The sequence below is a fragment of the Mycobacterium sp. NGS24 genome, from assembly GCF_059813065.1.
In genome coordinates this window covers 461,097-482,537 of record NZ_JCALDW010000002.1, presented here as the reverse complement: position 1 = coordinate 482,537, position 21,441 = coordinate 461,097, and the positions used below count along the sequence as shown (strand labels likewise).

Sequence of the window (21,441 nt, the reverse complement as noted above, 5' to 3'; positions counted from 1 at the left end):
CTGCCCTGCCGAGCCGTACGGTGCCGCACCAGCACCCTAAAACCGCAGTTCAACGTCGCTATTGGCGGCCCGTGGAACGGCGCGGCCACCGGTTTCCGCCCGCCGTCCGACGGTGCCGCGCCGCACGTCGACGGCGCGATGTCGCGCTCGCACGCTGGGCGTTTAGCCCCGGAACCGGGGGGTCGGGTTAGATTTCGTCGGAGACCGTGAGTACGGTCGTCAGCGCTGGCCGAAGTACGTGGTCGAGACAAATGACGATCGATAGTTATCGACGAGAGACGGAGGAATCGTGGCCCTTCCCCAGTTGACCGACGAGCAGCGCGCGGCAGCGTTGGAGAAGGCTGCTGCCGCACGTCGGGCACGAGCCGAACTCAAGGATCGGCTCAAGCGTGGCGGCACCAACCTCACCCAGGTCCTCAAGGACGCCGAGAGCGACGAAGTCCTGGGCAAGATGAAGGTGTCTGCGCTGCTGGAGGCCTTGCCGAAGGTGGGCAAGGTCAAGGCGCAGGAAATCATGACCGAGCTCGAAATCGCCCCGACCCGTCGCCTACGCGGCCTGGGCGACCGTCAGCGCAAGGCGCTGCTGGAAAAGTTCGGCTCCTAGTCGGCTGGACGATCCAACCCAGCCCCCGGCCCGGGAGCGCCAATGAGTGCCGGCGGGGGACCGGACTCCGGCCGCGTGGTCGTGCTGTCCGGTCCCTCCGCGGTCGGCAAGTCGACGGTCGTCCGGTGCCTGCGGGAGCGCATCCCGGACCTGCACTTCAGCGTCTCGGCCACCACCCGGGCGCCGCGGCCCGGTGAAGTCGACGGTGTCGACTACCACTTCGTCAGCCCCACCGCCTTTCAGCGCCTGATCGACCAGGGCGAGCTGCTGGAATGGGCGGAGATCCACGGGGGGCTGCACCGGTCGGGCACGCTGGCGGCCCCGGTGCGCGATGCCAAAGCAGCGGGTTTCCCGGTGCTCGTCGAGGTCGATCTCGCCGGTGCCCGAGCGGTCAAGGCGGCCATGCCGGAGGCGCTCACGGTGTTCCTGGCCCCGCCCAGCTGGGCGGACCTGGAGGCCAGACTGGTCGGGCGGGGCACCGAAACGGCCGAGGTGATCCAGCGCCGCCTGGACACCGCGCGGATCGAATTGGCCGCTCAGGGCGACTTCGACGTCGTCGTGGTGAACAGCCGATTGGAGTCTGCGTGCGCCGAATTGGTATCCTTGCTGGTTAGCAACCCATCCAGTGCTTGACCCAACCGTACTTTTGAAGCCGCCTATGAGCAGCTGCGTGCAGCCAGGAGAATTTTTACGTGACTATTCCGCAGTCCGACGTGTCGTTGACCGCCGTGGATCAGTTCGATCCGTCGGCCGGTGGGGCCGGTGCCTATGACACCCCGTTGGGCATCACCAACCCGCCCATTGACGAATTGCTGGAACGCGTCTCGAGCAAGTACGCGCTGGTGATCTACGCCGCCAAGCGGGCCCGGCAGATCAACGACTACTACAACCAGCTCGGCGAGGGCATCCTCGAGTACGTCGGCCCGCTGGTCGAACCGGGGTTGCAGGAAAAGCCGCTGTCGATCGCGATGCGCGAAATCCACGCCGACCTGCTCGAACACACCGAGGGCGAGTAACAGGGTCCGGCGCGCCATGGAGAGTCAGCGCAGTGAGGGCAGCAAGCGCGGCTCCAGACGCGTCGTAGTCGGAGTTTCCGGCGGGATCGCGGCCTACAAGGCCTGCACTGTGGTGCGGCAGCTGCGCGAGGCCGGGCACAGCGTGCGGGTCATTCCCACCGAGTCCGCGCTGCAGTTCGTCGGGGCGGCCACCTTCGAGGCGTTGTCCGGGGAAACAGTGCAGACCGGCGTCTTCAAGGACGTGCCCGAGGTGGCGCATGTGCGTCTCGGCCAGCAGGCTGACCTGGTGGTGGTCGCACCGGCCACCGCTGATCTGCTGGCCCGCGCGGTGGCCGGCCGCGCCGACGACCTGCTGACCGCGACGCTGCTCACCGCGCGATGTCCGGTGTTGTTCGCGCCGGCGATGCACACCGAGATGTGGCTGCATCCGGCCACCGTCGACAACGTCGCCACCCTGCGCCGCCGGGGGGCGATCGTGCTCGAGCCCGCCTCCGGACGGCTGACCGGCACCGACAGCGGCGCCGGCCGACTGCCCGAGGCCGAGGAGATCACCACGCTGGCCCACCTGCTGCTGGACCGCCACGACGCGCTGCCCTACGACCTGGCCGGGTGCCGGGTCCTGGTGACCGCCGGTGGCACCCGGGAGGCGATCGATCCGGTGCGCTTCATCGGGAACCGCAGTTCGGGCAAGCAAGGCTATGCCGTGGCGCGGGTCGCCGCGCAGCGCGGGGCCGAGGTCACGCTGATTGCGGGACACACCGCCGGGCTGATCGATCCGGCCGGTGTCAACGTGGTGCACATCAGTTCGGCAGAGCAGCTCGGTGAAGCGGTGTCCAAGCACGCGTCGGAAGCCAACGTGCTGGTGATGGCGGCGGCGGTGGCCGATTTCCGGCCCGCGCAGGTTTCCACCGCCAAGATCAAGAAGAGCCCCGACACCCAGGCCGGACCCGCTCCCATCGAGTTGCTGCGCAACGACGACGTGCTGGCCGGCGCCGTACAGGCCCGCTCGCACGGCCAGTTGCCGAACATGCGCGCCATTGTGGGGTTTGCCGCCGAGACCGGCGACGCCAACGGTGACGTGCTGTTCCACGCCCGGGCGAAGCTGCGACGCAAAGGCTGTGACCTGCTGGTGGTCAACGCTGTCGGCGAGGGCAAGGCATTCGAGGTGGACAGCAACGACGGCTGGCTGCTGGCGGCCGACGGCACCGAGTCGGCACTGCAGCACGGATCGAAGACGCTGATGGCGAGCCGTATTGTGGATGCGATCGTCGCCTTTCTGCACGGGGAGACACCGCAGTAACGTGGCGGGGCAGCCCGTGCTCCGGGCGGCCCATCGAATTTGCAAACACCCGGCGCAGCCGGTTGAGTAAGAGCCAGGAAAAATAATTCGCCTAACTAACCTTTGGCGAGCACGACGGGAAGGAATCACAGGGTGAGCGAGAAGGGCCGGCTATTCACCAGCGAATCGGTGACCGAGGGGCATCCAGACAAGATCTGTGACGCGATCAGTGACTCGGTCCTCGACGCGCTGCTCGCGGAGGACCCTCGCTCCCGTGTCGCCGTCGAGACGCTGGTGACCACCGGCCAGGTGCACGTCGTGGGTGAGGTCACCACCTCGGCCAAGGAGGCGTTCGCCGACATCACCAACACCGTGCGCAAGCGCATCCTCGAGATCGGCTACGACTCGTCGGACAAGGGCTTCGACGGGGAGACCTGCGGGGTGAACATCGGCATCGGCGCCCAGTCGCCAGACATCGCCCAGGGCGTCGATACCGCGCACGAAGCACGTGTCGAAGGGGCGGCCGACCCGTTGGACTCGCAAGGCGCCGGTGACCAGGGGCTGATGTTCGGCTACGCGATCAACGACACCCCGGAGTTGATGCCGCTGCCCATCGCGCTGGCGCACCGGCTGTCGCGGCGACTGACCGAGGTCCGCAAGAACGGGACCCTGGACTACCTGCGGCCCGACGGCAAGACCCAGGTCACCATCGAGTACGAGGACAACGTGCCGGTCCGGTTGGACACCGTCGTCGTCTCCACCCAGCACGCCGACGGCATCGACCTGGAGAACACCCTCGACCCCGACATCCGCCGGCACGTGCTGGACACGGTGCTGGCCGACCTGGCCCACGAGACCCTGGATTCGTCGTCGACCCGGGTGCTGGTCAACCCGACCGGCAAGTTCGTGCTGGGCGGTCCGATGGGCGACGCCGGGCTGACCGGCCGCAAGATCATCGTCGACACCTACGGCGGCTGGGCCCGCCATGGCGGCGGCGCGTTCTCCGGCAAGGACCCGTCCAAGGTGGACCGGTCGGCCGCGTACGCGATGCGGTGGGTGGCCAAGAACGTCGTGGCCGCCGGCCTGGCGCAGCGCGTCGAGGTGCAGGTGGCCTACGCCATCGGCAAGGCGGCGCCGGTCGGGTTGTTCATCGAGACGTTCGGCACCGAGGCCGTCGACCCGGTGAAGATCGAGAAGATCATCCCGGAGGTCTTCGACCTGCGGCCCGGCGCGATCATCCGCGACCTGAACCTGCTCCGGCCGATCTACGCTCAGACCGCCGCCTACGGGCACTTCGGGCGTACCGACATCGAGCTGCCGTGGGAGCAGCTGGACAAGGTCGACGACCTCAAGCACGCCATCTAGCCTGCCGAGCAGACGCAAAAGCCCCTATTTCGTGCCGAAATTAGGGGCTTTTGCGTCTGCTCGCCGTCAGGTGGGCGGCAGCGGGTGGTCGGGGTCCAACCCGGCCAGGCCGTCGATGCTGTGTTGATTGCGTCCGATCGAACGGGTATAGGCCTCCGCGGGCTGCTTGGCGTGATACGTGTCGAGCACCTGGCGGTCGTCGACCAGTTCGTAATACGGCACCGCGAACCCGCAGGCATCGGCGATCCGCTCCACGTCGATCACGATGGCCGCCCGCACCCCGGGGTGTAGATCCCCGAAATGTCTTCTGACACGGTCGAATTCGTCATCGTCGGGGCGCAGCATCCGGCCGGTGCCGAACAACCGCAGGATGCGGGAGTTGCGGCTGAACGAGCAGAACATGACCGTGATGCGCCCGTTGTCGCGCAGGTGCGCAATGGTCTCCACCCCGCTGCCGAACAGGTCCAGGTACGCCACTGTGTGGTCATCGAGTACCGCGAAGGTGTCGGCGTAGCCTTTCGGCGACAGGTTGATGTGGCCGCCCTGCGACGGTGCGGTCGCCACGAAGAACATCGCCTGCTCAGCGATGAACTCCCGCAACGAGTCGTCGATACGCGAAAACACCTTCGCCATATCGACTGAGCCTAGTGCCTAGGGTGCAATCCCTTCCTGACCAGCACCGCGCCGGCCGAGCGACCGCCGGTGACTCAGGCGCTGAACCGGTAGTCGTCGAGGTCGAAACGCCTGCTGCGCCAATAGGCTTCGACCGTGGTGGTGGGCCGCAACGGCACGTCGCCGTTCTTGTCGAAGTAGTAGCTGTTGGCCAGCCGGCAGCTGTCCTGCCAGAAGATCTGCCGGTGCCGCTTGCTCATCATCTCGGCGAAATACCGGTCGTTGGCGGCCGCGGTCACCTCGACGCGGTGCGAGCCGTCGCGGTCGGCCCGTTTCAGGCACCGCACGATGTGGTGGGTCTGGGTCTCGATCAGCGCGAAGTACGAGGAACCGACGTAGCCGTACGGCCCGAAGATGGTGAACATGTTGGGGAATCCGGGAACGCTGACGCCTTCATAGGCCTGCAGCCGGTGTTCGTCCCAGAACCGGGCCAACGACCGCCCGCCGCTGCCGGTGACGGCATAGGTGGGGACGTTGTCGGTGTCCATGACCTTGAAGCCGGTGGCCAGGATCAGCACGTCGATCTCGTGCTCCTCGCCGTCGGTGGTGACTACCGCTGCGGGGGTGACCCTGTCGATCGGCTCGGTGACCAACCGGACGTTGTCGCGGTTGTACGTGGCCAGGTAGGTGTTGTGGAAACCGGGACGCTTGCATCCCACGGCATAGTGCGGGGTGAGTTTCTCGCGCACCACCGGGTCTTTGACCTGCTGTCGCAGGTAGCCGCGGCCCGCCGTGGCCATGCTCTTGGCGAACGGGAACACCGTGAAGTACTGCGCCGAGAGCGGGAACGTCACCTCGACGAAAGCCTGACTCAGTAGCCGCTGAATGACGTTGCCGCCGGGAATCCGCATCGCCCAGCGCGCCGCGGCCGGCAACGGCACGTCGAATTTGGGAAAGCACCAGATCGGGGTGCGCTGAAAAACGGTGAGCCGGCTGACAACCGGCGCGATCTCCGGGATGACCTGGACGGCGGAGGCTCCGGTCCCGATGATCGCCACCCGCTTGCCGGTCAGGTCCTGGCTGTGGTCCCAGCGCGCGGTGTGCATGGTGATGCCGTCAAACGATTCCACGCCGGCGATGTCGGGCAGATTCGGCACCGTGAGCACGCCGCTGGCGCTGATCAGGAATCGGGCGGTGATCTCGTCACCCGGATCTGTCTGCAGCCGCCACAACGCCCGCTCGTCGTCGAACTCCGCGGAGATCACCTTGGTGTTGAACCGGATCCGGGACCGGATGCCGTACTTGTCCACGCAGTGATCGGCATAGGCTTTCAGCTCGCCGCCGGGGGCGTAGGTCCGCGACCAGTCCGGGCTCTGCTCGAACGAGAACTGGTAGGAGAACGACGGAATGTCCACGGCGATGCCGGGATAGGTGTTCCAATACCAGGTGCCGCCGACCCCGTCGGCGGCCTCGATCACCAGGTAGTCGGACAGGCCCGCCTCGTCGAGCTTGATGGCCGCGCCGATGCCGGAGAACCCGGCGCCGACGATGACGGTGTGATAGTCGGGTGCCCCACCCATGGCGAATTCCTCCGATGACAATGCCGGTGCCGGCTCATGGCTATATGTCTGAGCCTACGTTCACGAGTACAGCGCCTTTTTCAACGCCGCCAGCCCGCGGTTGGTGGCCTCGGCCGCGGCGGGCACTACCGGCGCGAAGCTGACGTAGCCGTGCACCAGGGTCGGCTCGTTGCTGACCTCCACGGCGACCCCGGCGGCGCTGAGCAGCTGCGCGTAGCGGGCACCGTCGTCGCGCAACGGGTCGTGCTGGGCGGTGCCGATGAAAGCCGGCGGCAGCCCGGACAGCTCCCCGTTGCCGGGGGCAAGGCTGGCCGGCAGCGTGGTGTGGTCGGTGACGTCGAGGTGCGGCACGTACCACGCCAGGAAGGCGTCGATGACTTCCTCGTCCAGGATCGGGTCCACCGCGTACTCGATGAACGACGGCAGCGTCCGGTCACCGATGCACGACGGGTACCACAGCAGCTGGTAGACCAGCGCCGGGCCGCCGTTGTCGCGGGCGAGTTGGGTCATGACAGCTGAGATGTTCCCGCCCGCGGAGTCGCCGGCGACGGCTATCCGACCGGGGTCACCGCCGAGCTCGGCGGCGTTGTCGGCGACCCATCGCAGCGCCGCCCAGGAGTCGTCGACCGCGGCCGGGAACGGATGCTCGGGGGCCAACCGGTAGTCGACGGACACCACGATCGCGTCCGCGCCGACGGCGTGGGCGCGCGCGACGTGGTCGTGGGTGTCCAGGTCGCCCAGCGCCCACCCGCCACCGTGGTAGAAGACCACCACCGGCAGGTTGTCCTGCGCGGCGGTCGGCGGCCAGTAGATGCGGACCGGGATGTCGGTGTGCTCGCCGTAGCCGACCGTGCGTTCCTCGATGCGCAGCTGCGGGAGCATCTCCGCGGGAAACTTCAACGCCGCCAAGGCCGCCCGGGCGACCTCGACCCCGTCGGCCGCGTTGAAGGTCATCGGAATGACATCGAGCAGCATCTTCAGGGTCGGATCGATGCCCGGTGGGGTGCTGGTCGGCTCCGTCATGGCTTCACCGTACGCACGTTCGCCATTATCCGTGCAGCGCGGCGCGCAACGCTGTTAACCCGCGGTCCATCGCGGCGGTGGCGGCGGGCACCACGCCCGCGTACCCCAGGTATCCGTGCACCATCGTCTCGGCGTTGTGCACCTCGACCGGGACCCCGGCGGCGGACAGCAGTTCGCCGTACCGGATGCCGTCGTCGCGCAGCGGGTCGTGGCCGGCGACCGCAATGTAAGCGGCCGGCAGGCCAGACAGGTCCGCGGCCCGGCCCGGGGCCATGCCCGACGGCGGATCGGCCATGTCGGCGTCGCCGGCATACCACCGGGAGAAGTCCGAAATCGCCTTCGCGTCGAGGATCAGCGCGTCGGCGTTCTCGGTGAACGACGGCAGCGACGCGTCCCACATCGTGGACGGATACCACAACATCTGGAATGCGATCGGCGGTCCGCCCTCGTCGCGGGCCCGCTGCGCGATCACCGCCGCGATCGTGCCGCCCGCGGAGTCGCCGGCCAGCGCAATACGGCCGGGGTCGGCGCCCAGGTCCGTGCCGTGATCGGCGACCCATCGCGTTGCGGCCCACGCGTCCTCGACGGCCGCCGGGTAGGGGTGCTCGGGGGCCAGGCGGTAGTCGACCGACACCACGATCGCATCGGCGCCGACGGCATGCTGGCGCGCTGTGCCGTCATGGGTGTCCAGATCGCCCATCACGAACCCACCGCCGTGGAAGAACAACACCACCGGGTAGCTCCCCGAATCGGTTGCCGGCCAATAGATCCGGACACCGATAGGGCCGCCGGGCCCGTCCAGCGAACGATCTTCCACGCGCAGTTCGGGATGCAGCGGGCGGCGCGGCAGATCCCGCAACCGCTGTCGCACGGCGTCGATTCCGTCTTCGGTTGATAGCCGAAAGGGAACAGCATCCAGTACCTTCAGCAGGATGGAGTCCACACCGGGGTTCGCGTCGGGGGCCCCTACGCCGAGGTTGTCCAAGTTGGGCATGGGGGTACCGTACGCAGCCCGTCTGGTGGTCGGCGGTTGGGTGGCCGCGGGGTGGGCGGGCATCGCCTACGGCATCTACCTGACGGTGATCGCGGTGCGCCTGCCGCCCGGCAGCGAGCTGACCGGGCACTGGACTTTCCAGCCGCCGTTCAAGGCGTCGATGGCGGTGCTGCTGGCCCTGGCCGCGCTGGCGCACCCGGTGGTCCGCGAGCGGCGCTGGCTGGTGCCCGCCCTGGTGTTCTCGGCCGGCGGTGACTGGCTGCTGTCGATTCCCTGGTGGAAACACTCGTTCGTGTTCGGGTTGGGCTCATTCTTGTTGGCGCACATATGTTTTCTCGGAGCGCTGCTGCCGCACGTCGCCCCCACGCGCGGTCGGGTCGCGGCGGCCGCGGTGATGGTCGTCGCATCGGTGGCGATGCTGATCTGGTTCTGGCCGCACCTGAACGACGGCACGCAGAATCTGACCATCCCGGTGACCGTCTACATCACCGTGCTCTCGGCGATGGTGTGCACGGCGTTGCTGGCACGCCTGCCCACCATCTGGACCGCCGTCGGGGCGGTGTGTTTCGCGGCGTCGGACTCGATGATCGCGATCGGCCGGTTCATCCTGGGCAACGAGGCGCTGGCGGTACCCGTCTGGTGGTCCTATGCCGCCGCCGAGATACTGATCACGGCCGGCTTCTTCTTCGGCCGCGACGACCTGTACCGCACCGCGGACACCGCCACGCCCGCGGAGAGCTGAGCGCCGGCAACAAATACCTTGGCTGACAACATATCTCGCGGTTCAGGTGCTGCCGAGGTAGAGCCGGTGGCGCGGGTGCTGCCCATGCTGACGGTGCCGCACCTGGATCGGGACTTCGACTATCTGGTCGCACCCGAGCAGTCCGACGATGCGCAACCCGGGGCGCGGGTCCGGGTGCGCTTTCACGGCCGGCTCGTCGACGGGTTCATCCTGGAACGCCGCCACGACACCGACCACCCCGGCAAGCTGGGCTGGCTCGACCGCGTCGTATCGCCGGAACCGGTGCTCACCACCGAAGTCCGACGGCTGGTCGAAGCCGTCGCCGCCCGGTACGCCGGTACTCGGGCCGACGTGCTGCGCCTGGCGATACCCGCCCGGCACGCCCGGGTGGAGAAGGAAGCGATCGTGGTCCCGCAGCGGCCGGTGGTCGCGCCCGTCGACCCGGCGGGCTGGGCAACCTTCCACCGCGGTGCACAGTTTCTGGCCGCACTGGCCGAGTCGCGGGCTGCCCGCGCGGTGTGGCAGGCGCTGCCGGGTCAGTCGTGGGCCGACCGGTTCGCCGAAGCGGCCGCGCAGACGCTGGCGGCCGGTCGCTCGGTCCTTGCGGTCGTGCCTGACCAGCGCGATCTCGACCTGCTGCACCGGGCCGTGCTCGGCGTTGTCAACGAGGACAGCGTGGCGGCCCTGTCGGCGGGACTGGGCCCCGCCGCGCGTTACCGCCGGTGGCTGGCCGCCTTGCGCGGGGGCGCGCGGGTGGTGATCGGCACCCGGTCCGCGGTGTTCGCGCCGCTGGCCGACCTCGGTCTGGTCATGGTGTGGGCCGACTCCGACGACAGCCTGGCCGAGCCCCGAGCGCCCTATCCGCATGCCCGGGAGGTGGCGATGCTGCGGGCGCACCAGGCCCGTTGTGCCGCCCTGATCGGCGACTACGCCCGTACCGCGGAGGCCCAGGCGCTGGTGCGCAGCGGCTGGGCGCACGACATCGTCGCCGCCCGACCGGTGGTGCGCAGCCGGACTCCCCGGGTGATCGCCCTCGATGACAGCGGCTACGTCGACGAACGCGACCCGGCGGCGCGCACCGCACGGTTACCGTCCATCGCCCTGCGCGCTGCCCGCACCGCGCTGGCAGCTGAGGCTCCGGTGCTGGTCCAGGTGCCGCGGCGCGGGTATGTTCCGTCGCTGGCCTGTGGGCGTTGTCGCGCGATCGCCCGCTGCCGGCACTGCACCGGTCCGTTGGCCCTGGTCGAGCGCGGTGCGGGGACCGCATGCCGGTGGTGCGGGCGGGTCGACGCGGCGCCGCGGTGTGCGCGCTGCGGTTCGGATGCGGTGCGGGCGGTGGTGGTCGGCGCCCGGCGTACCGCCGAGGAGCTCGGCCGCGCCTTCCCGGGCACCGCAGTGGTCACGTCGGCGGGCGAGGCCATCGTGTCGGCGGTGGCCGCCCGGCCTGCGCTGGTGGTGGCCACGCCGGGTGCGGAACCATCGGCGACCGGCGGGTACGGGGCGGCATTGTTGCTGGACACCTGGGCGCTGCTGGGCCGGCAGGATCTGCGCGCGGCCGAGCACGCGCTGTGGCGGTGGATGTCTGCCGCCGCTCTTGTCAGGGCCCGCGGCGAGGGCGGGGTGGTCATCGTGGTCGCCGAATCCTCGCTTCCGACAGTGCAATCGCTGATCCGGTGGGACCCGGTCGGTCACGCCGACGCCGAGCTCGCGGCCCGCGCCGAGGTCGGTCTGCCGCCGAGTGTGCACATCGCCGCGCTGGACGGCAGCGCCGATGCGGTGAGTGCGTTGCTCGCCGAGGCGCGGTTACCCGACTACGCCGAGTTGCTCGGCCCGGTGGATCTGCCGGCCGGTGCCCGTCGCCCGGCGGCCATCGCATCCGGTGCGCCGGTCACCAGGATGCTGGTGCGGGTGCCGCGGGAGCACGGCCTGGCGCTGGCGGCCGCGTTGCGCGGCGCTGTCGGCGTCCTCAGCGCCCGCCAGACCCACGAGCCGGTCCGGGTGCAGATCGATCCGCTGCACATCGGGTGACGCGCCGCGCCCGGCCGTCGACCATACCCGCAAACTACTATTGTGGTGAGAAATAATCGATGGCTACGACTGTGCAGCTGTTACGCTTTTCGCTGCTAGCCGACCTAGGCGAAGGGTGCAGCGTGGCAGGGGACAACGCGACGGTCGATGATTCGCTGGACGTCATCACCGACTCGCTGCTGACCGCCTCCCGACTGCTGGTGGCGATCTCGGCGCGGTCGATCGCCCAGGTCGACGAGACCATCACCATCGCGCAGTTCCGCACCCTGGTGATCCTTTCCCACCGTGGCCCCATCAACCTCGCCACGCTGGCGAATCTGCTGGGCGTGCAACCCTCGGCGACCGGACGGATGGTGGACCGGTTGGTCAGCTCCGGGATGATCGACCGGCTGCCGCACCCCACTTCGCGCCGCGAACTGCTGGCGGCGCTGACCAAGCGGGGCCGCGACGTCGTCCGGCAGGTCACCGCCTACCGCCGCAAGGAAATCGCGCGGATCGTCGGACAGATGCCCCCGGCCGAACGGCACGGGCTGGTGCGTGCCCTGACCGCCTTCACCGCCGCCGGCGGTGAGCCCGACGCCCACATCGACATCGAAGACATCTGAGTGCCAAGCGGCTTGCTCTCACGCGGCGTCGTCCACCGGCAGGGACGGACTTCCTAGACTGAGCGCGTGCGCCTCGTCTTCGCTGGAACCCCCGAACCCGCGCTGCCCGCGCTGCGCCGGCTGCTCGACTCGCCGAATCACGACGTGGTCGCCGTGCTGACCAGGCCGGACGCAGCCTCAGGGCGCCGGGGCCGGCCCGAGCCGTCACCGGTCGCCCGCGAGGCACTCGAGCGCGGCATCCCGGTGTTGCGGCCGGCGCGGCCGAACTCGGCGGAGTTCGTCGCCGAACTGACGGAATTGGCGCCGCAATGCTGCGCGGTGGTGGCTTACGGAGCGCTGCTCGGCGACGGGCTGCTGGCCGTGCCCCCGTCGGGTTGGGTGAACCTGCATTTCTCGCTGTTGCCGGCCTGGCGCGGCGCGGCGCCGGTGCAGGCGGCGATCGCCGCCGGCGACACCATCACCGGGGCCACCACATTCCAGATCGAAAAGAGCCTGGACTCCGGACCCGTCTACGGGACCGTCACCGAGACCATCCGGCCGACCGATACCGCCGGTGAACTGCTTGAGCGCCTTGCGGTTTCGGGTGCGGCACTGCTCGCCGCCACCCTGGACGGGATCGCCGACCAGTCGCTGACACCGCAACCGCAGCCCGCCGACGGGGTCAGCCTGGCCCCCAAGATCACCGTGGAGCAGGCCCGGGTGCGCTGGGACCTGCCGGCGCCCGTGGTCGAACGACGCATCCGCGCGGTGACACCCAATCCGGGCGCCTGGACGCTGCTCGGTGACCTGCGTGTGAAAATCGGTCCGGTGCAACTGGCGCAGGACGCGCCGAAGTCGCTGTCGCCCGGCGAGATTCACGTCACACGCAACGCGGTGTGGATAGGTACCGCTTCGGCGGCGGTGCGGTTGGGCCAGATTCAGCCGCCCGGCAAGAAGCCGATGAACGCTGCGGACTGGGCCCGCGGTGCGCGGCTGGACGAGACGACCAGGGCCTCATGAGTCCCGCGCAGGACAAGCCCTACCGGAAACGTCCGGACCGCAAACCGCAACGGCCGCAACGGCCGTCGCAGCAGCGGGGCCCGCGGCGCAAGAACCTGGACCCGGCCCGCCAGGCCGCCTTCGACGCCCTGCGGACGGTCAGCGAGCGCGACGCCTACGCCAACCTGGTCTTGCCCGCCCTGCTGCGCGAACGCGGAATCACCGGCCGCGACGCCGCATTCGCGACCGAACTGACCTACGGCACCTGCCGGACCCGTGGGCTGCTCGACGCCGTGATCGCCGCGGCCGCCGGCCGCCCGCCGGACACGATCGACCCGGTGCTGCTCGACCTGTTGCGCATGGGCAGCTACCAACTCCTGCGCACCCGGGTGGATGCGCATGCCGCGGTGTCGACCACCGTCGAGCAGGCCGGGCTCGAATTCGATTCGGCGCGAGCAGGTTTCGTCAACGGGGTGCTGCGCACCATCGCCGCGCGCGACGAGCAGTCCTGGCTGGACGAACTGGCGCCGCGCAATGATCCGGTAGGCCGTGCCGCGTTCGTGCACGCCCATCCGCGGTGGATCGCCCAAGCGTTTACCGACGCTCTGGGTGCCGCTGCGGGCGAGCTGGACGCAGCGCTCGCCAGCGACGACGAACGCCCCCAGGTTCATCTGGCGGCTCGTCCCGGAGTGCTCACGGCCGCCGACCTCGCCGACGCGGTCGGGGGCACGGTCGGCCGATTCTCGCCCTACGCGGTGTATCTGACCGGCGGCGATCCGGGCGGGTTGGCGCCGGTGCGCGACGGGCAGGCGCTGGTCCAGGACGAAGGCAGCCAGCTGGTGGCGCGCGCGCTGACGCTGGCACCCCTGGACGACCGTGAGGGCGGCCGGTGGCTGGATCTGTGCGCCGGGCCGGGTGGCAAGACCGCGCTGCTGGCGGCGTTGGGTGCCCAGTCGGGAGCGGCGGTGACGGCGGTCGAGCCGACCGGGCACCGCGCCGAGCTGGTGGAGGTGAACACCCGCGGATTGCCGGTCGAGGTGCTGCGGGTCGACGGGCGCGACTCCGGCCTCGAACCGGGTTTCGACCGGGTACTGGTCGACGTGCCGTGCACCGGGCTGGGTGCGTTGCGCCGCCGGCCGGAGGCCCGCTGGCGGCGGCAGCCGTCCGACGTTCCCGCGCTGGCCAAGCTGCAACGCGAGCTGCTTGCCGCCGCGATCTCCCTGACCCGGCCGGGCGGGGTGGTGCTGTACGCCACCTGCTCACCGCACCTGGCCGAGACGGTCGGGGTGGTCGCCGACGCGCTGCGCCGCCACCCGGTGACCGCGCTGGACACGCCGCCGTTGTTCGACCCGGTGGCCGACGGGATCGCGACCGGTCCCTCCGGTCACTACGTACAGCTGTGGCCACACCGACACGGCACCGATGCGATGTTCGCCGCGGCCCTGCGCCGCCAGTAAGGTGTCGCACATGTCTTCTCGGGGGGGACCGCTGATAGCCCCGTCAATTCTGGCCGCTGATTTCGCCCGACTCGCCAAGGAAGCGGCGGCCGTCGACGGCGCCGACTGGTTGCACGTCGACGTGATGGACAACCACTTCGTGCCGAATCTCACGATCGGCCTGCCGGTGGTCGAGAGCCTGCTGGCCGCGACCGACATCCCGATGGACTGCCATCTGATGATCGACAACCCGGACAAGTGGGCGCCGCCCTATGCCGAGGCCGGTGCCTACAACGTCACGTTCCACGCCGAGGCCACCGACAATCCGATCGCGGTCGCCCGCGACATCCGGGCCGCCGGAGCCAAGGCCGGCATCAGCGTCAAGCCGAAGACCGCGCTGGATCCCTACCTGGACATACTGCCGCACTTCGACACCCTGCTGATCATGTCCGTCGAACCCGGTTTCGGTGGTCAGAGCTTCATACCCGAGGTGCTCAGCAAGGTACGCGCGGTGCGCAAGCTGGTGGACGCCGGCGAACTGAGCATCCTGGTCGAGATCGACGGCGGCATCAATGAGGACACCATCGAGCAGGCCGCCGAAGCCGGCGTCGACTGCTTCGTCGCGGGGTCCTCGGTGTACGGCGCAGACGACCCGGCCGCCGCGGTCAAGGCGCTGCGGCGGCAGGCCGCCGCGAAGTCGCCGCACCTGGGCAGCGGCTCATGACCGGACCGACCGTCCCCGAGCAGGTCAAGAGCATCGAAGAGGCCATGAAACTGGCCATCGACCACTCCTACCAGGTGAAGGGGACCACCTACCCCAACCCGCCGGTCGGGGCGGTCATCGTCGACCAGGAAGGTCGCGTCGTCGGCGCCGGTGCCACCCAACCGGCCGGGGGCGATCACGCCGAGGTCATGGCCCTGCGCCGGGCCGGCGGGTTGGCCGCCGGCGGCATCGCGGTCATCACCATGGAACCGTGCAACCACTACGGCAAGACACCCCCGTGCGTGAACGCCCTGATCGAGGCGCGGGTGGGAACGGTGATCTACGCCGTCGACGACCCCAACGGCATCGCGGGCGGCGGCGCGGGCCGGTTGACGGCGGCCGGACTGCAGGTGCGATCAGGGGTGATGGCCGACGCGGTCGTGGCCGGCCCGCTGCGGGAATGGCTGTTCAAGCAGCGCACCGGGCTGCCGCACGTGACGTGGAAGTACGCCACCAGCATCGACGGCCGCAGCGCCGCCGCCGACGGGTCCAGCCAGTGGATCTCCAGTGAGGCCGCGCGCGCGGACCTGCACCGTCGTCGGGCGATCGCGGATGCGATCGTGGTCGGCACCGGCACTGTCATCGCCGACGATCCCGCCCTGACCGCCCGGCTGCCGGACGGCTCGCTGGCCCCGCAGCAGCCGCTGCGGGTGGTGGTGGGCAGGCGCGAGATACCGCCGGAAGCCAAGGTGCTCAACGACGATTCGCGCACGATGGTGATCCGGACCCGCGAGCCGGTCGAGGTGCTCCGCGCGCTCAGCGATCGCACCGACGTGCTGCTCGAAGGCGGCCCGACGCTGGCGGGGGCCTTCCTGCGCGCCGGGGCGATCAACCGGATCCTGGCCTATGTGGCGCCAATCCTGCTCGGCGGTCCGGTGAGCGCGGTCGACGACGTCGGGGTGTCCAGCATGGCCCAGGCGCTGCGTTGGCAGTTCGACAGCGTCGAACAGGTCGGACCGGACCTACTGCTCAGCCTGGTGGCTCGGTAGCCGTCGGCGCCGGCTGGGCTTCGGCTGCGTGCCGCGGTGCTCCGGCCGTAGGTGCCGAGGGCGGTGCCGGTGCTGCGTGTTCGAAGACCGGCTGTTCCTCGGCATGCTCGTCGCGGGCGCCGATCAACAGCCCCAGTAGCGCGCCGACCACACAGATCGCCACGGTGACTTTGAAAATGTCCCCGTACATCAAAGCGAACGCGTGCAGGTAGGACCCGGCCGTACGTTCCAACCCGGCCAGAATGTGGTTGAACCGGTAGAGCCCCCATGCACTCAGCGCGGCCACCCCGATCAGCATGCCCGTCATCCTGGCCACCACCACCGACGCCGACGCGATGCCGTGCTGAGCGGCAGGAACCACCCGCAGCGCCGCCGAGGACAGCGGTCCGATCACCAGGCCCAGACCCAATCCGGCGATCAGCAGGTCGGTGTGCACGGCGGGCAGCAATATCCCGAGGACGTCGTGCTTGCGGGACATCAGGTCGGCACGCCAATACGAAATGAGCCAGTATCCGCACCCGGCGATCAGCAATCCGACGAAGACGACGATGCGGTCGCCGGTGCGGGTGGCGATCCAGCCGCCGAGCAGCGCGCCCACCGGCAGTGCGATCAGGAACCACAGCAGCAGGCCCGCCGCCTGATTCTGGTTCATCCCGAGCACGCCCTGCCCGAACAACTCCACGTTCACCAGGGTCACCATCAGCGCCGCGCCGGCGCACACCGAGGCACCCAATGCGGACAGGAACGGCCGGAAACGCACGCCGGCCGGGTCGATGAGCCGGGTACGAGCGAAACGTTCCCAGACGAAGAACAGCACGCCAACCACCACCGCGCCGATCACCAGCGGCAGACCGTAGCTCGGCAGCACCTGTCTGCCGTCCGGTTTGGGGTTGTAGAGGCCGATGACCGCCAGGCCCAGCGCGAGCGCCAACAGTAAACCGCCGGTGACGTCGATCTTCTCCGGCTGTGCGCTGCGGTCGTGGGACGGCAGGCTGAAGTGGATCATCACCATCGCGGCCAGGGTCAGCGGCACATTGACCCAGAACACGTCGCGCCAGTCGTGGAACAGCCACACGATGAAGATGCCGTACAGCGGACCCAGCACGCTGCCGAGTTCCTGGGCGGCGCCGATACCGCCGAGCACGCCGGCCCGGTTGCGCTGGGCCCACAGGTCGGCGCCCAGCGCCAGCGTCACCGGCAACAGGGCACCGCTGGCAATGCCCTGAATGGTGCGCCCGGCGATCAGGTAGTGGAACGCCCGGTCGGGATCGGGGTCCACCATGTAGTCGCCGAACTCCGGATTCCAGTTGCCCAGCTTCACCGACATCGCGGTGATCACCGAGCCGACGATGAACATGGCCAGGCTGGACTGCAGCACGAACTTACGTCCGAAGCGGTCCGATGCCCGGCCCAGCAGCGGCATCGCGGCGATGTAGCCCAACAGATACATCGTGACGATCCAGGTGATGCGCTGCAGCTCGTTGACCGGAATGCCGACGCTGGTCATGATGTCGCGCATGATGGTGACCACGACATAGGTGTCGAGGGCGCCCAGCAGCACCGCGAGGCTGCCTGCGCTGATCGCTATCCGGCGTCCTGCTCGCATTCTCATCGGATCAGCTCTCCGGCTTCGTGACGACGACGGGCTGGTTCCAGTTCGACAGCGTCATCTGGATCGAGTTGCCCGACCCCTTGTCGATCATCACCTGCGCCAACTGGTGCTCACCGGTCTCCTGGATCCAGACGGTGGTCGGAACCTGGTCTGTGGCGTTCAGCGGCGCGAGCTTGTTCACCACGTCGCCGTTGACCTTTCCGCTGATGCGCACGGCAGTCTGCCCGTTGATCATGTCGCGGCCCTCGGCTTTCGGATCGTTGAGATTCGCCAGAATGTTGGCGACGCCCGTTTCCGGGCTGAGAATTGCCGACGGGTCGTAGTGCAACAGTTCCTCGATCTTGCCCACGTCGGTCCATTGCCCGGGGGACAGGGCGGTGGTGTACAGCTCGCCCTCCAAGATCACGAAGTCGGCCTGAACCTCGTTGCCGAACGCAATGATTCGGGCGTTGCCCTTGCCGGCGGTGGTCGGGGTGGTGGTCAGATCGCCGGTGAGGTTCTTCAGCGGCAGGCCCGCAATCTTGCCGTTCACCGTCAAGTTCAGATGCGCGCTCTTGACGCCTTTGGTGACCGCGGCGGACTGGCTGACCAAGGTCTTTGCGTCGGGAAGTGGACCACCTTTGGCTTTCTTGCTGATCGTGCACCCGCCGCTGAGCGTGACAGCGACGCTCAGGATGGCGAAGACGGCTAAGAGTCGTCGGGGGGTCTGCATACGTTGCATCGTAGAGGGTGCCCATGTCAGACCCCTGGTAGCCGGGCGGGTGCAGACCGCCGCAAACAGTCACTAACCTGGTGCGATGTTCACCGGAATTGTCGAGGAGCTGGGGCAGGTGGTCGGCCGGGACGCGCTGGTCGATGCCGCGCGGCTGATCATTCGCGGGCCCACCGTGACCGCCGACGCCGGTCACGGCGATTCGATCGCCGTCAACGGCGTGTGTCTGACAGTGGTCGACGTGCTGCCCGACGGCCAGTTCAGCGCCGACGTGATGGCCGAGACGCTGAACCGCTCGAATCTGGGCCGGCTGCAACCGGGGAGCCCGGTGAACCTGGAACGCGCGGCGGCGATCAACAGCCGGCTGGGCGGACACATCGTGCAGGGTCACGTGGACGGGACCGGTGCGATCGTCGCCCGCACGCCCGCTGAGCACTGGGAAGTGGTGCGCGTCGAGATGCCCGCGGCCGTGGCCCGCTACGTCGTGGAGAAGGGGTCGATCACCGTGGACGGGATTTCGCTCACCGTTTCCGCCCTGGGCGCCCAGCCCCGGGACTGGTTCGAGGTCTCCCTGATTCCGACCACCCGGGAGCTGACCACGTTGGGTTCCGCCCCGGTCGGCACCCAGGTGAATCTGGAGGTGGACGTGATCGCGAAGTACGTCGAGCGCCTGCTGCAAGCCCAGCGCGACTGATGTGGGCCTCCCACTCAACACGCAGCGGCAATAACCCGGGGCCGGCGGTGGTTCATACTGAATGCAACACGGCGGTTTTCGTGCTGGCCGTTCGAACAGCAAGGTAGCAACGATGACGAGGTTGGACTCCGTCGAGAGGGCGGTTGCCGACATAGCGGCGGGCAAGGCCGTCGTTGTCATCGACGACGAGGAACGCGAAAACGAGGGCGACCTGATTTTCGCGGCCGAGAAGGCCACCCCGGAGCTGGTGGCGTTCATGGTCCGCTACACCTCGGGATACCTGTGCGTGCCGCTGGCCGGGGAGATCTGCGACCGGCTGGGTCTGCTGCCGATGTACGCGGTGAACCAGGACAAGCACGGCACCGCCTACACCGTGACTGTCGATGCGAGACTCGGTGTGGGAACCGGGATCTCAGCGTCGGACCGGGCCACCACGATGCGGCTGCTGGCAGATCCGGCGAGCATCTCGCAGGATTTCACCCGTCCCGGTCACGTGGTTCCGTTGCGCGCCAAGGATGGTGGTGTGCTGCGGCGTCCCGGTCACACCGAAGCCGCGGTCGATCTGGCCCGGATGGCGGGCCTGCAGCCGGCCGGCACCATCTGCGAGATCGTCAGTCAAAAAGACGAGGGCGCGATGGCCCAGACCGACGAGCTGCGGGTCTTCGCCGACGAGCACGGTCTGGCGCTGATCACCATCGCCGACCTGATCGAGTGGCGCCGCAAGCACGAGAAGCACATCGAGCGCATCGCCGAGGCCCGGATCCCGACCCGGCACGGGCAGTTCCGCGCCATCGGCTACAGCAGCATCTACGAGGACGTCGAGCATGTCGCGTTGGTCCGCGGTGACATCGCCGGACCCAACGGCGACGGCGACGACGTGCTGGTGCGGGTGCACTCGGAGTGCCTCACCGGGGACGTGTTCGGCTCGCGCCGGTGTGACTGCGGGCCGCAACTGGATGCCGCCATGGCGATGGTCGCCCGGGAGGGCCGCGGCGTGGTGTTGTACATGCGCGGCCACGAGGGCCGCGGCATCGGCCTGATGCACAAGCTGCAGGCCTATCAACTGCAGGACGCCGGCGACGACACGGTGGATGCCAACCTCAAGCTCGGATTGCCCGCCGACGCACGCGATTACGGGATCGGCGCGCAGATCCTGGTCGATCTCGGGGTCCGCTCGATGCGGCTGCTGACCAACAACCCGGCCAAGCGGGTCGGCCTGGACGGATACGGGTTGCACATCATCGAACGGGTGCCGCTGCCGGTGCGGGCGAACGCCGAGAACATCCGCTACCTGATGACCAAACGCGACAAGATGGGCCACGACCTGGCGGGCCTGGACGATTTCCACGAATCCATTCATCTGCCAGGCGAATTCGGCGGTGCCTTGTGAGGGGTACGCGGTGAGCGGTGGCGCTGGCGTGCCGGACATCCCGGCGCTCGACGCTTCAGGCGTGCGGTTGGGCATTGTCGCCAGCACCTGGCACGGGACGATCTGCGACGCGCTGCTGGCCGGGGCGCGCAAAGTCGCCACCGCGTCCGGTATCGACGATCCGACGGTGGTACGGGTGCTGGGTGCCATCGAGATCCCGGTCGTGGCACAGGAACTGGCCCGCAGCCACGATGCCGTCGTCGCGCTCGGTGTGGTGATCCGCGGTGAGACACCGCATTTCGACTACGTCTGCGACGCGGTGACCCAGGGACTGACCCGGGTCTCGCTGGACGCGGCCACGCCGGTGGCCAACGGGGTGTTGACCACCAACAACGAGGCGCAGGCCCTCGACCGGGCCGGGCTGCCGTCGTCGGCCGAAGACAAGGGCGGCCAGGCCGCGGCGGCAGCGCTGAGCACCGCACTGACCCTGCGCGACCTGCGCGCCCGATCGTGACGACGAAATCCGCCGCGGATGACTGGGACCTGGTCTGCCGCCCACGCCTGACACCGTTGTTTGCCTACGGGGCGGCGTTCATCCTGCTGGCGGCGCATATCGCCGGTGGACTGCTGCTCAAGATCGGGTCCAGCGGAGTGGTCTTCCAGACTGCCGACCAGATCGCGATGGCACTGTTGGGCGCGGTCCTGGCGGGTGCCGTGCTGTTGTTCGCACGGCCCCGGCTGCGCGTCGGCGCGGCCGGGTTGTCGGTACGAAATATGTTGGGTGACAAGTTGATTCCGTGGTCCGATGTGGTCGACGTGTCGTTTCCGGTCGGTGGCCGCTGGGCTCACGTCGACCTGCCCGACGACGAATACATCCCGGTGATGGCGATCCAGGCCGTGGACAGGGAACGCGCGGTCGCGGCGATGGATTCGGTGCGATCGCTCATGGCCCGCTATCGGCCGGACCTGCACGCGCGCTGATGGCGCGACCGAGGTGGCGTGGCCGCCGTGTCCACCGAAACCCGCCCGACCACTAACCT

General features: G+C 68.9%; 21 protein-coding genes and 1 pseudogene. 16 read left to right on the top strand and 6 right to left on the bottom strand.

Features of this window, described 5'->3' with window-relative positions:
• Positions 1-289: 289 nt before the first annotated feature.
• The 5 genes and pseudogenes from mihF to metK all read left to right on the top strand — a co-directional run bounded on the left by mihF (position 290) and on the right by metK (position 4,264).
• Positions 290-604: an integration host factor, actinobacterial type gene (gene mihF, locus AC5Y6Y_RS05055; RefSeq protein WP_036355303.1), complete on the top strand. Its 315-nt coding sequence runs from the start codon at positions 290-292 to the stop codon at positions 602-604.
• Positions 605-646: 42 nt separating this feature from the next.
• Positions 647-1,237 (top strand): guanylate kinase, encoded by a 591-nt coding sequence (gmk, locus tag AC5Y6Y_RS05050; RefSeq protein ID WP_463825024.1) that lies wholly within the window; start codon positions 647-649, stop codon positions 1,235-1,237.
• A 59-nt stretch (positions 1,238-1,296) separates the two neighbouring features.
• Positions 1,297-1,620, top strand: a complete 324-nt coding sequence (gene rpoZ, locus AC5Y6Y_RS05045) for a DNA-directed RNA polymerase subunit omega (RefSeq protein WP_463825025.1) — start codon at positions 1,297-1,299, stop codon at positions 1,618-1,620.
• A pseudogene (gene coaBC, locus AC5Y6Y_RS05040) lies at positions 1,586-2,920 on the top strand (bifunctional phosphopantothenoylcysteine decarboxylase/phosphopantothenate--cysteine ligase CoaBC); the annotation flags it as partial. The gene rpoZ and the pseudogene coaBC, both read left to right, overlap by 35 nt.
• A gap of 132 nt (positions 2,921-3,052) precedes the next feature.
• A complete protein-coding gene (gene metK, locus AC5Y6Y_RS05035) occupies positions 3,053-4,264 on the top strand; it encodes a methionine adenosyltransferase (protein WP_463825027.1) in 1,212 nt (403 codons plus the stop codon).
• Between the two features lie 66 nt (positions 4,265-4,330).
• Here the strand turns inward: metK and AC5Y6Y_RS05030 are convergent, their stop codons facing one another.
• The 4 genes from AC5Y6Y_RS05030 to lipI form a co-directional block, all read right to left on the bottom strand.
• Entirely contained in the window at positions 4,331-4,897 is a 567-nt protein-coding gene (locus tag AC5Y6Y_RS05030; protein ID WP_473139564.1) for a pyridoxamine 5'-phosphate oxidase family protein, read from the bottom strand.
• 74 nt (positions 4,898-4,971) lie between these two features.
• Positions 4,972-6,456, bottom strand: coding sequence for a flavin-containing monooxygenase (locus tag AC5Y6Y_RS05025; RefSeq protein WP_473139565.1), 1,485 nt, complete (start codon positions 6,454-6,456; stop codon positions 4,972-4,974).
• A gap of 60 nt (positions 6,457-6,516) precedes the next feature.
• Positions 6,517-7,479: an alpha/beta hydrolase gene (locus tag AC5Y6Y_RS05020; RefSeq protein WP_473139566.1), complete on the bottom strand. Its 963-nt coding sequence runs from the start codon at positions 7,477-7,479 to the stop codon at positions 6,517-6,519.
• 25 nt (positions 7,480-7,504) lie between these two features.
• Positions 7,505-8,473 carry an esterase LipI gene (lipI, locus tag AC5Y6Y_RS05015; RefSeq protein WP_463825031.1) on the bottom strand — a complete coding sequence of 323 codons (969 nt, stop codon included), beginning with the start codon at positions 8,471-8,473 and terminating at the stop codon, positions 7,505-7,507.
• Here lipI and AC5Y6Y_RS05010 point away from each other — a divergent pair.
• The 7 genes from AC5Y6Y_RS05010 (at position 8,472) to ribD (ending at position 16,014) form a co-directional block, all read left to right on the top strand.
• Entirely contained in the window at positions 8,472-9,215 is a 744-nt protein-coding gene (locus AC5Y6Y_RS05010; RefSeq protein ID WP_463825032.1) for a lysoplasmalogenase, read from the top strand. The genes lipI and AC5Y6Y_RS05010 overlap by 2 nt on opposite strands.
• Before the next feature lie 84 nt (positions 9,216-9,299).
• Complete coding sequence (locus AC5Y6Y_RS05005; RefSeq protein ID WP_473139666.1) at positions 9,300-11,243, top strand: primosomal protein N'; 1,944 nt, start codon at positions 9,300-9,302, stop codon at positions 11,241-11,243.
• A gap of 122 nt (positions 11,244-11,365) precedes the next feature.
• A complete protein-coding gene (locus tag AC5Y6Y_RS05000) occupies positions 11,366-11,848 on the top strand; it encodes a MarR family winged helix-turn-helix transcriptional regulator (protein WP_463825033.1) in 483 nt (160 codons plus the stop codon).
• Between the two features lie 66 nt (positions 11,849-11,914).
• Positions 11,915-12,847: a methionyl-tRNA formyltransferase gene (gene fmt / locus AC5Y6Y_RS04995; protein WP_463825034.1), complete on the top strand. Its 933-nt coding sequence runs from the start codon at positions 11,915-11,917 to the stop codon at positions 12,845-12,847.
• Positions 12,844-14,283, top strand: a complete 1,440-nt coding sequence (locus AC5Y6Y_RS04990) for an RsmB/NOP family class I SAM-dependent RNA methyltransferase (protein WP_473139567.1) — start codon at positions 12,844-12,846, stop codon at positions 14,281-14,283. Before fmt ends, AC5Y6Y_RS04990 begins: the two co-directional genes overlap by 4 nt.
• Before the next feature lie 10 nt (positions 14,284-14,293).
• Positions 14,294-14,986 (top strand): ribulose-phosphate 3-epimerase, encoded by a 693-nt coding sequence (rpe, locus tag AC5Y6Y_RS04985; protein ID WP_473139568.1) that lies wholly within the window; start codon positions 14,294-14,296, stop codon positions 14,984-14,986.
• Entirely contained in the window at positions 14,983-16,014 is a 1,032-nt protein-coding gene (ribD, locus tag AC5Y6Y_RS04980; protein ID WP_473139569.1) for a bifunctional diaminohydroxyphosphoribosylaminopyrimidine deaminase/5-amino-6-(5-phosphoribosylamino)uracil reductase RibD, read from the top strand. Before rpe ends, ribD begins: the two co-directional genes overlap by 4 nt.
• Here the strand turns inward: ribD and AC5Y6Y_RS04975 are convergent.
• Positions 15,995-17,620, bottom strand: coding sequence for an MFS transporter (locus tag AC5Y6Y_RS04975; protein ID WP_473139667.1), 1,626 nt, complete (start codon positions 17,618-17,620; stop codon positions 15,995-15,997). The two genes, ribD and AC5Y6Y_RS04975, sit on opposite strands and share 20 nt — an antisense overlap.
• Before the next feature lie 10 nt (positions 17,621-17,630).
• Positions 17,631-18,347, bottom strand: a complete 717-nt coding sequence (locus AC5Y6Y_RS04970) for an LppX_LprAFG lipoprotein (protein WP_463825037.1) — start codon at positions 18,345-18,347, stop codon at positions 17,631-17,633.
• Positions 18,348-18,423: 76 nt separating this feature from the next.
• Here AC5Y6Y_RS04970 and AC5Y6Y_RS04965 point away from each other — a divergent pair, with 76 nt between their 5' ends.
• From AC5Y6Y_RS04965 to AC5Y6Y_RS04950, 4 genes are all read left to right on the top strand, one after another.
• Positions 18,424-19,032: a riboflavin synthase gene (locus tag AC5Y6Y_RS04965; protein ID WP_463825038.1), complete on the top strand. Its 609-nt coding sequence runs from the start codon at positions 18,424-18,426 to the stop codon at positions 19,030-19,032.
• 112 nt (positions 19,033-19,144) lie between these two features.
• Positions 19,145-20,422 (top strand): bifunctional 3,4-dihydroxy-2-butanone-4-phosphate synthase/GTP cyclohydrolase II, encoded by a 1,278-nt coding sequence (locus AC5Y6Y_RS04960; RefSeq protein ID WP_463825039.1) that lies wholly within the window; start codon positions 19,145-19,147, stop codon positions 20,420-20,422.
• 10 nt (positions 20,423-20,432) lie between these two features.
• On the top strand, positions 20,433-20,915 hold the full coding sequence (ribH, locus tag AC5Y6Y_RS04955) for a 6,7-dimethyl-8-ribityllumazine synthase (RefSeq protein ID WP_463825040.1): 483 nt from the start codon (positions 20,433-20,435) through the stop codon (positions 20,913-20,915).
• Positions 20,912-21,382, top strand: coding sequence for a PH domain-containing protein (locus AC5Y6Y_RS04950; protein WP_473139570.1), 471 nt, complete (start codon positions 20,912-20,914; stop codon positions 21,380-21,382). Before ribH ends, AC5Y6Y_RS04950 begins: the two co-directional genes overlap by 4 nt.
• The last annotated feature ends 59 nt before the right edge of the window (positions 21,383-21,441 follow it).